The sequence below is a fragment of the Velocimicrobium porci genome (assembly GCF_009696045.1).
Classification (GTDB): Bacteria; Bacillota; Clostridia; order Lachnospirales; family Lachnospiraceae; genus Velocimicrobium; species Velocimicrobium porci.
Window position 1 is genome coordinate 146,699 of sequence record NZ_VUMT01000007.1, and the last position, 8,682, is coordinate 155,380.

Genomic DNA, 8,682 nt, shown 5'->3' on the forward strand with positions numbered 1-8,682 from the left:
ATATTGGTATAAAAAAAGGCAATGTGAAGATAATAGTAATAAAGTTAGGAGAGTGAATACCATGAAAAAAATGTGTATGGTTGTGCTGACAGCTGTTATTATTATTATCTGTGTCATTGCCTTTTATAATATAAAAGATTCTTCAAAGGAAATGATGGAAGGTGTGCTGGTAGAAAATAATTTAAGCGAGGAATACTGATGAAAAATTCGATTCTTTATTTAAAAATTGAACAGAGTATGGATATACTTAATAAACGTGTCTATCTTGAAGATATTGCTAAAATCATGTGCAATGATAAAAAGGCAGAACATGAACTTAATAAGACAATTTTTTATACGATAACGGCAAAAGAAGATACCAAGTATATGTTTTCTGTTATGAAAGTAATTGAACTGATTGAAAAATCACATCCAGAATTAGATGTAGTGAATTTAGGAGAAAGTGATTTTGTTTTAAATTATAAAGTTCCAAAAGAACAAAAAAAGACAATGGAATACTGCAAGGTTGCCTTTGTGTCATTAACTGCCTTTTTTGGAGGAGCATTTTCTATTATGACATTTAATACAGATGTCAGTGTTAGTGAAGTTTTTGATAAGATTTATTTACTTGTAATGGGACAGGCAAAGAGTAGCGGTTCAATTGTTGAAATTGGGTATTCTTTGGGTCTTATTGTTGGTATTTTAGTCTTTTTTAACCATTTTTCAAATAAGCAAAGACATGAAGATCCTACACCAATTGAGGTTGAAATGAGAATTTATGAAGAAGACGTTAATAAAGCTTTAATTAAGGAGGCTGCAAGGGAGGGAAAGACGATTGATGCTAATTAGATATTTGCTTCTTTTTTTGATTGGCATATCTGGCGGATGCGTTGTTGCAGCAGGAGTATTTGCATTTATTACAATGATTGGCATATTTCCAAGATTTGCAGGAAGAACACATACGGCACCTCATATATATCTATATGAAACAATGGTTATATGGGGAGGTATTATTGGAAATTTAATTATTGTATTTGATATTCATGTACCAATCAGTATAGTTGGCTTAGCTTTATTTGGCTTCTTTTCAGGTGTGTATGTCGGATGCCTTGCAATCGCGTTGGCAGAAGTTTTAAATGTTTTTCCTATTTTTGTAAAACGGGCAAATATGACTTGTGGTCTGCCTTGGATTGTATTGTTTTTGGCATTGGGAAAATGCTTTGGAAGTTTTTATCAGTTATATATGAAATAAGATAAAAGAAAGAAGGAAGCGAAAATGGAAGATAACAAAAAAACAGAAGTAAAGATAGAAGAAGTACTAGAAGAACAAAACCAACAATTAAAGCAAGATAAATATAATCAATATGTGAAAGAAGTAACGCCAACCCATAATTGGCTGTTAAATCAGGCGAGAGCTTTTTGGACAGGGGGACTAATCTGTGTACTTGGACAGTTTTTTATTAACCTGTTTCAAAGCTTTGGAATGGATAAGGATACAGCCGGATTATATAACATTATATGCCTTGTTTTCTTAAGTGTCTTATTGACGGGGTTACAGATTTACCAAAGAGTTGCTAAATATGCCGGAGCAGGCACAATTGTACCAATAACCGGTTTTGCCAATTCGGTTGCTGCTCCGGCGATTGAATTTAAAAAAGAAGGTCAGGTATTTGGAATAGGGTGCAAAATCTTTACAATTGCAGGACCAGTTATTTTATATGGAATTGTATCTTCATGGATTTTAGGAGTTATTTATTATTTGGTTACGGCTTTATAAGAGGCAAAATAAGCATTAATTGAAGGAAATTGAAACGAAAGGAACATGAATAAAAAATGAAAAATGAATCCAAACGAACAGGAAAAAGAAGTGTCACCTTTTCTCATATGCCTTGTATTATTAGTGAAGCTTCCATTGCAGGTAAAAAGGAAGGAGAGGGTCCTCTTGGAAAATGCTTCGATTGTATTGAAGAGGATCCGATGCTTGGAAAAAATACATGGGAAGATGCAGAGGGCGAGCTTCAAAAAAGAGCGGCACAAAAAGTAATTGAAAAAGCGTCTTTGAAAGAATGTGATATTGAATATTTAATATCGGGTGATTTGCTGGGACAGATGATTGCTTCGTCTTTTGGAACGATGAGTTTAAATATTCCAATGTTTGGAGTATATGGAGCATGTTCAACAATGGGAGAGGCACTTTCATTAGGAGCAATGTTAGTTGATGGGGGCTATGCAAACAGGGTGATTTCGATGACATCAAGTCATTTTGCCGGAGCCGAAAAAGAGTTTCGTTTTCCGTTGGCATATGGAAACCAAAGACCGCTTTCTGCTACGTGGACAGTTACCGGAAGTGGGGCAGTGATTATTGGAAAGAAAGAAGAAGATAAAAATCCCGTCCACATTTGTATCAAAGGAATTACAACAGGTAAAGTAATTGACTATGGAATAAAAGATTCTATGAATATGGGAGCATGTATGGCTCCGGCAGCTTTTGATGTTATAGTGAATAATTTGGAAGATTTTGGATTGTATGAACATGAATACGATCAAATTATAACAGGAGATTTGGGATATGTGGGAAAAGATATTTTATTAGATATGCTTTCGGAAAAAGGATACGCAATCGGAGATTGTTATATGGATTGTGGGATTCAAATATATAACAAGGAACAACAGGATACGCATAGTGGTGGAAGCGGATGTGGATGCAGTGCAATTACTTTGTGCGGACACATTTTAGATAGAATGAGAAAAAAAGAGTGGAAGAAAGTACTATTTGTTCCAACAGGTGCATTGCTTTCACCTGTCAGTTTTAATGAAGGTAACTCTGTACCTTCTATCGCCCATGGTGTTGTATTGGAGGTGACAGAATAATGGATTATGTAAGAGCTTTTATCATTGGAGGTATTATATGTGCCTTGGTGCAAATTCTTATGGATAATACAAAACTAATGCCAGGAAGGATTATGGTTATTTTAGTATGCCTTGGAACAATTTTAGGTGCAGTAGGAATCTACGAGCCTTTTGCAAAATGGGCAGGTGCGGGTGCCACTGTTCCATTATTGGGATTTGGAAATACTTTGTTTAAGGGGGTAAAAGAGGCAGTTGATAAGCATGGATTTATTGGCGTATTTGAAGGAGGCTTTAAAGCGTCAGCAGTAGGAATTTCGGCAGCATTGATATTTGGATATATTGCATCCTTTTTATTTTCCCCTAAAATGAAAAAATAAGGATATTTCAAGCAACCGGTTGCTTTTAATATAGATAAAAGAACTATGTGGGTTTGTTGGCCAGTCCACATAGTTCCTTTTTTAATTAGAAATCTTTTTTCTCATCTTCTTGCTGAATTTTTTCGTTCTTTTTCTTTTCTTTTCCCTCTTCTTTTTTTACCTTTTCCGCTTTTTCTTTTGATGTAGCGATATCATTTCCACGGTCGGAAGAAGGATTGCTAGTCTGCTCCTTCGTTTCCTCATAGATAGTGGAAGCATTGTGAATATGACAAGTACGGTTTACCTTACTAGAGGATATTACATAAGGCGTATCTGCTGTAGTTCCTGTTTCATCCTTTACAAGAAATGTTTTTTCAATAATTGAATGGATTGGACAATATTCACCTGCCAATTCACCAGAATCTTTACAGATTCTATATTTTACATGTCGGTCGCATTTCTCTTTTGGAACGGTAGAAGCATCAAAGTATTCCTTTCTAATATGTCCATCGCATAAACCGTCAACAGCAAGTTTTCCTGATTTTGTACAGATTGTTGCAGCGACGATATTTTTTGGTTTTTCAAATTCAACATATTCTTTACCAAGTTCGATATGAAGTTTCTGCATAACAATTCGCCAAAGGTTTTTATGGAAAGAAGTATCGGTAAGCGATTGGTTATTGTCAAAACCGCCCCAGATACCGGCTGTATAATATGGGGTGTAGCCAACAAACCATAAGTCTTTATTGTTAGAGGTTGTACCGGTTTTACCTGCAATTGGCATGGAAATCTGGTCAAATCGTACTTTACCTCCGGTTCCGATTTTAACAACATCTTCCATTGCATTTGTTAAAAGCCAGGCAGTGGTATCTTTCATAACCCGTCTTGTTTCAGGCTCATTATCAATCAATACTTTTCCATTGTGGTCTATAATTTTTGTATATAAGATTGGCTTGGTATAGACTCCTTTATTGGCAATTGCAGCGAAAGCTCCTGTGAGTTCAAAGTTTGTGACACCTTTCGTCAGCCCACCAAGAGCAGTAGGAAGCTGGATATCCGTATAAGAATTACCTGCAGCATCCGTATAGTTGTCATAAATAGTAGTAAAACCAAGACGTAATAAATAATCGTATGCAACTTGGGGTGTTACATCGACCAATGTTTTTACGGTTACAACGTTCATGGAATTATAAATACCCTGACGTAATGTTGTAAGTCCATTATAAGCTTCTCCGTTCCAGTTTTTTACTTTTTTCTTTGTGTCAGGATAGTAATACTCACTGTCATCTTGAACAGTGGCGAGCGTCATTCCCTTTGTATCAAGTGCAGGAAGATAAGTAGACACAATTTTAAAGGTAGATCCAGGTTGTCTTGGAGAATCGGTTGCTCTATTTAGAGTACGACTGGCCGTTTTTTCACCACGACCGCCTACTAAAGCAAGAACCTTACCATTTTTTTGGTTCATAAGAACAAAAGAAATCTGGGGTTCAATTGTGTAATCTGTAACTTCTCCGGTAATTTTATCATTTTTCTTTAAAATATGACTTTTAAATTCTTTAATATATGCCTTTGCATCACCTTTTTTCTGAAACAGTAAATGGAACGAAGATTGCTTCCGTTCATTAATAAAATAAGATTCTAAATCTTGTTCGGAATAATGATGTTCTTTTCCATTGCTGTCCATTACGGACAAACGATAAGTGAGCGACCATTTCGAGTTGGAAGGATATAGAGATTCATCAGAAAATACAGAATCACAAATGGACTGCATTTTCTTATTTTGAGTTGTATGAATTTCTAAACCGCCTCGATAGAGAAGATTAACCGCCTGAGTTTCGCTGTATCCTAATTTTTCCTGTAAATCTTCAATTACCTGGTTAATTAGCTCGTCTACAAAATAACTATTAATTGAAGCGGATTTATCCGCATAGTTTTTCTCATTGACGATTTGAATTCTGGCATATACATCATCTTTTAATGCCTCTTTATATTCAGAATTCGATATATAACCTTGTTCTTTCATGTAATTTAAGATAATAGTGCGCTTTTCGCTATTTCGTTCCGGATGTGTGATTGGATTCAGACCGGAAGGATTCTGAGTAATTCCGGCAATAACGGTAGCCTCTGAAAGAGTAAGTTCGCTTACATCTTTATTAAAATAACGTCTGGAAGCTGCTCGCACACCTAATGTATTTTGTCCAAGATTAATAGTATTAAGATAATATTCTAAAATTTGTTCTTTGGATAATTTTTTTTCTAATTGAATCGCTAAATACTGCTCTTGAATTTTTCGTTCTGCTTTTGCAATAAAGGTAGATTCGCTTCCTCCATTAAAAACTTGATTTTTTAAAAGTTGTTGTGTTAAAGTACTTGCACCTTCATCAAAATCTCCTTGAGAAATGCCATTGAAAAAAGCACGGAAAATACCTTTTATATCAATTCCATTATGAGTCCAAAATCGAGAATCTTCAATTGCAATAAAAGCATTTTGGACATTTTTGGGAATTTCATCTAAAGTTGCATATTCACGATTTGCATCAGAACCGATTAACTTTTTAATCGGTGAACCATTTGAATAATATAATGTACTTGAGAAACCGCTTGGTGCAACATCTATAGAATCAATATTTGGAGCATTGTCAATTAGTCCCTTTAATACACCAACACCAGCAAATATTCCGACAATGATACAAATTAAAAAACAAATTAAAATTGTTCTAAAAAAAGCTACATTTAATTTTGACAGTAATTTACGTTTTTTAGATTTAATTTGTTTTTGCTTGGCATCGGTTCCTTTCTTACTAAAATTCATGATACACCTCCTAAGGAAATGCTGCGATAAGCAAACCCTATTGCTTATTATACCAAATAATAATAATGAAATAAAGGAATAATTAAATTAGAAAGAAAAAACAATCTGATAAAATTCGACAAGTATTCTAAGATATTAGTGTAAGCAGTTAATAAGCAGAACGGGTTTAAAAGTTTGATAACCTGTGATAAACTATAAATATTGACAAAATAAATGGAATTAGAAGTAATAAGGAGCAGGATATGGTAGAGAAGTATAACATTGTATATGAAGGTGGAGAGGGAGAGATTGTTGAAAAAAAATCTCGATTTATTGCAACTGTTGTACCCGTAAAAACGGAGGAAGAAGCAATTCAATTTATTGAGCGCATGAAGAAGAAATATTGGGATGCTAATCATAATTGTTCTGCTTATATAATTGGCAAAAGACAGGAGATTCAACGATGCAGTGATGATGGCGAGCCTTCTAAGACGGCAGGAAGACCAATGTTAGATGTATTATTAGGAGAAGGTCTTCATGATACCGCTGTAGTTGTGACAAGATATTTTGGTGGTACACTATTGGGTACGGGCGGACTTGTGAGAGCTTATGGCCGTGCAGTGAAAGAGGGGCTTTGCAATAGTAAAATCGTAGAAAAAAATCAGGCGAAAAAATATCAGATAAAGACAGACTATAATGGAATTGGAAAATTACAATATATTATCGGACAAATGGGTTTGACAGCTTTGAATACGGAATATACCGAGGTAGTGTCTATGGAACTTTTAGTTCCGTTAGAAAAAGATGAAGCGTTTATAAAAAAGGTTACAGAGGCAAGTGCAGGGCAAGTGCAGATGGAGGAGCTTGATGTATTGTATTTTGGAATTTTAGATGGTAAAGTTTTAGTATTTGAAGAGTAAGAATCATCTGATAAAAATTGTACTGCGGCGGTATGAAAGATGTCGCTTTTGTGACCCGCCGCAGGCATAATATAGCAGATAGTTATTATACAAATTGATTTTGTGTAAGATTATATTCATAATCAATTGTTTTTAATGTCTCAATAATAAAATCTTTTGAAAGCTCTAATTCTTCACAGAGTATGTCCAGATTAGAATAATAATCTCGCAATTGTGTATTGATATAGCTAAGAAGCATAACCGGATCGTTTGGAATTGTCATATAAAACCTTCTTTCTGATATAAGATACGTTTATTTTTAGTTTTCTGTTTCAGAATCCAAACGAATTATTTTATCGTGAATTTCGTTTAATTGTTCTTTGGATGGAATATAAGGAATTTTGATTGCATCAAGACACAAATCGAATCCGCAGGCTTTTAGTTCGGCTTCAACCTGCCCAATGCTTTGTCCGCCCCAGCCGTAAGAACCGAAAGCAAAGGCTTTTCTGTTCTTTGGAGAAAGTCCTTTTAAGTAGCATAAGAAAGCAGCTACAGTAGGAAGCATTCCGTTATTTAATGTAGGTGATCCAACAGCAATATATTTTGAAGTCAATATGTATGGAACAATATCGGACATATGAATCTCTTTTAAATCAAAAAATTTAACAGAGATTCCTTTCTCCGTAAATGCTTCCGCAATTGTTTTTGCAATCATTTCTGTTGAATGCCACATGCTGTCGAATACGACAACTGCCCCAGTTTCAGGATTATTATTACTCCATGTCTGATAAGCAGATAGGATATCCTTAACATGGGAACGCCAGATTATGCCGTGACTTGGTGCAATCATATCAATATCCAGAGTATTGACAACCTGCATGGCACCCTGTACCTGTTTTCCGTAAAGCATGATAATATTCGCGTAGTATTTTTTTGCTTCTTCCATTACGACAGATTGTGGAGACTCATCGTCAAATCGTTCACTAGAGGCATAATGCTGTCCAAAAGCATCATTTGAAAATAATAATTTTTCTTCAGGGCAATAAGTTACCATATTGTCAGGCCAGTGAAGCATTGGTGTTGGAACAAATGAGAGAGTTCTTTTTCCGATGGAGAGGCTTTCACCGGCTTTTACGGGTTTATAGCGATAGGAATTACCATAATGGGCTGTTAATCCTTTTAGACCACTTGGATAGCTTGTGACAATCTCAGCGTTTTTGCATACTTCCATAATGCGGGGAATAGAACCGGAATGGTCCATTTCAACATGGTTAGAAACGACATAATCAATTTTTTCAGGGTCGATTATATCAGAAATTCGTTCCAATAATTCTTCTTTAAAAGGTTCTTTTACGGTATCAATTAAAGTGACTTTTTCATCTAAAATCAGGTAGGCATTATAAGTTGCTCCGCGGTTTGTAGTATAGCCATGAAAGTTTCGTACAGACCAGTCGATCGCTCCTACCCAATAAATATTCTCTTTTACCTGTATTGCTTTCATAAAATCCTCCTTTTTAGAACTATAACTATAAGTTGATTTTATTATATTATTAGAAAGGATGGAAAGCAACTAGGAAATGTTTACTGTCCATGGAAAGGATTGGAAAAATATATGGAATAATTTTGTTGCAGGATTGACGCTTTTTTAATCGTGACATATAATGAAGAATATTGAAATGTAAAGTCCAGCTAATAAATGTCAATAGAAAAATGAAAAAATTTTGATTTTATTATCTGACTAAAAAAGGGCGCACTTACCCCTTGGTGAAAATATCATTTTGTAAAAGATATTGTTTCGCTAAAGTTA

At 34.9% G+C, this 8,682-nt stretch carries 10 protein-coding genes; 7 read left to right on the forward strand and 3 right to left on the reverse strand.

Going from position 1 to position 8,682, the window contains the following annotated elements; genetic code table 11:
- The first annotated feature begins 61 nt into the window (after positions 1-61).
- The 6 genes from FYJ58_RS06460 to spoVAE are packed head-to-tail and all read left to right on the forward strand — an operon-like array spanning position 62 to position 3,206.
- Positions 62-199, forward strand: coding sequence for a hypothetical protein (locus FYJ58_RS06460; protein WP_154518909.1), 138 nt, complete (start codon positions 62-64; stop codon positions 197-199).
- Entirely contained in the window at positions 199-828 is a 630-nt protein-coding gene (locus FYJ58_RS06465) for a stage V sporulation protein AA (RefSeq protein WP_154518911.1), read from the forward strand. The genes FYJ58_RS06460 and FYJ58_RS06465 overlap by 1 nt, the downstream gene beginning before the upstream one ends.
- Complete coding sequence (locus tag FYJ58_RS06470) at positions 818-1,231, forward strand: stage V sporulation protein AB (RefSeq protein ID WP_154518932.1); 414 nt, start codon at positions 818-820, stop codon at positions 1,229-1,231. The genes FYJ58_RS06465 and FYJ58_RS06470 overlap by 11 nt, the downstream gene beginning before the upstream one ends.
- Positions 1,232-1,255: 24 nt before the next feature.
- Positions 1,256-1,756 carry a stage V sporulation protein AC gene (gene spoVAC, locus FYJ58_RS06475; protein ID WP_154518912.1) on the forward strand — a complete coding sequence of 167 codons (501 nt, stop codon included), beginning with the start codon at positions 1,256-1,258 and terminating at the stop codon, positions 1,754-1,756.
- Positions 1,757-1,812: 56 nt separating this feature from the next.
- The gene (gene spoVAD, locus FYJ58_RS06480; RefSeq protein ID WP_154518914.1) at positions 1,813-2,850 is read left to right on the forward strand and encodes a stage V sporulation protein AD; all 1,038 of its coding nucleotides are present in this window, start codon (positions 1,813-1,815) and stop codon (positions 2,848-2,850) included.
- Positions 2,850-3,206, forward strand: coding sequence for a stage V sporulation protein AE (gene spoVAE / locus FYJ58_RS06485; protein ID WP_154518916.1), 357 nt, complete (start codon positions 2,850-2,852; stop codon positions 3,204-3,206). Before spoVAD ends, spoVAE begins: the two co-directional genes overlap by 1 nt.
- 85 nt (positions 3,207-3,291) lie before the next feature.
- Here spoVAE and FYJ58_RS06490 read toward each other — a convergent pair whose 3' ends face one another.
- The gene (locus FYJ58_RS06490) at positions 3,292-5,997 is read right to left on the reverse strand and encodes a transglycosylase domain-containing protein (protein ID WP_154518918.1); all 2,706 of its coding nucleotides are present in this window, start codon (positions 5,995-5,997) and stop codon (positions 3,292-3,294) included.
- A 242-nt stretch (positions 5,998-6,239) separates the two neighbouring features.
- Here FYJ58_RS06490 and FYJ58_RS06495 point away from each other — a divergent pair, with 242 nt between their 5' ends.
- On the forward strand, positions 6,240-6,896 hold the full coding sequence (locus FYJ58_RS06495) for a YigZ family protein (protein ID WP_154518920.1): 657 nt from the start codon (positions 6,240-6,242) through the stop codon (positions 6,894-6,896).
- 85 nt (positions 6,897-6,981) lie between these two features.
- On the opposite strand, the gene FYJ58_RS06500 is transcribed toward FYJ58_RS06495, so the two are convergent.
- On the reverse strand, positions 6,982-7,158 hold the full coding sequence (locus FYJ58_RS06500; protein WP_154518922.1) for a DUF4250 domain-containing protein: 177 nt from the start codon (positions 7,156-7,158) through the stop codon (positions 6,982-6,984).
- A gap of 36 nt (positions 7,159-7,194) precedes the next feature.
- A complete protein-coding gene (locus tag FYJ58_RS06505; protein ID WP_154518924.1) occupies positions 7,195-8,376 on the reverse strand; it encodes an FprA family A-type flavoprotein in 1,182 nt (393 codons plus the stop codon).
- Positions 8,377-8,682 lie beyond the last annotated feature (306 nt).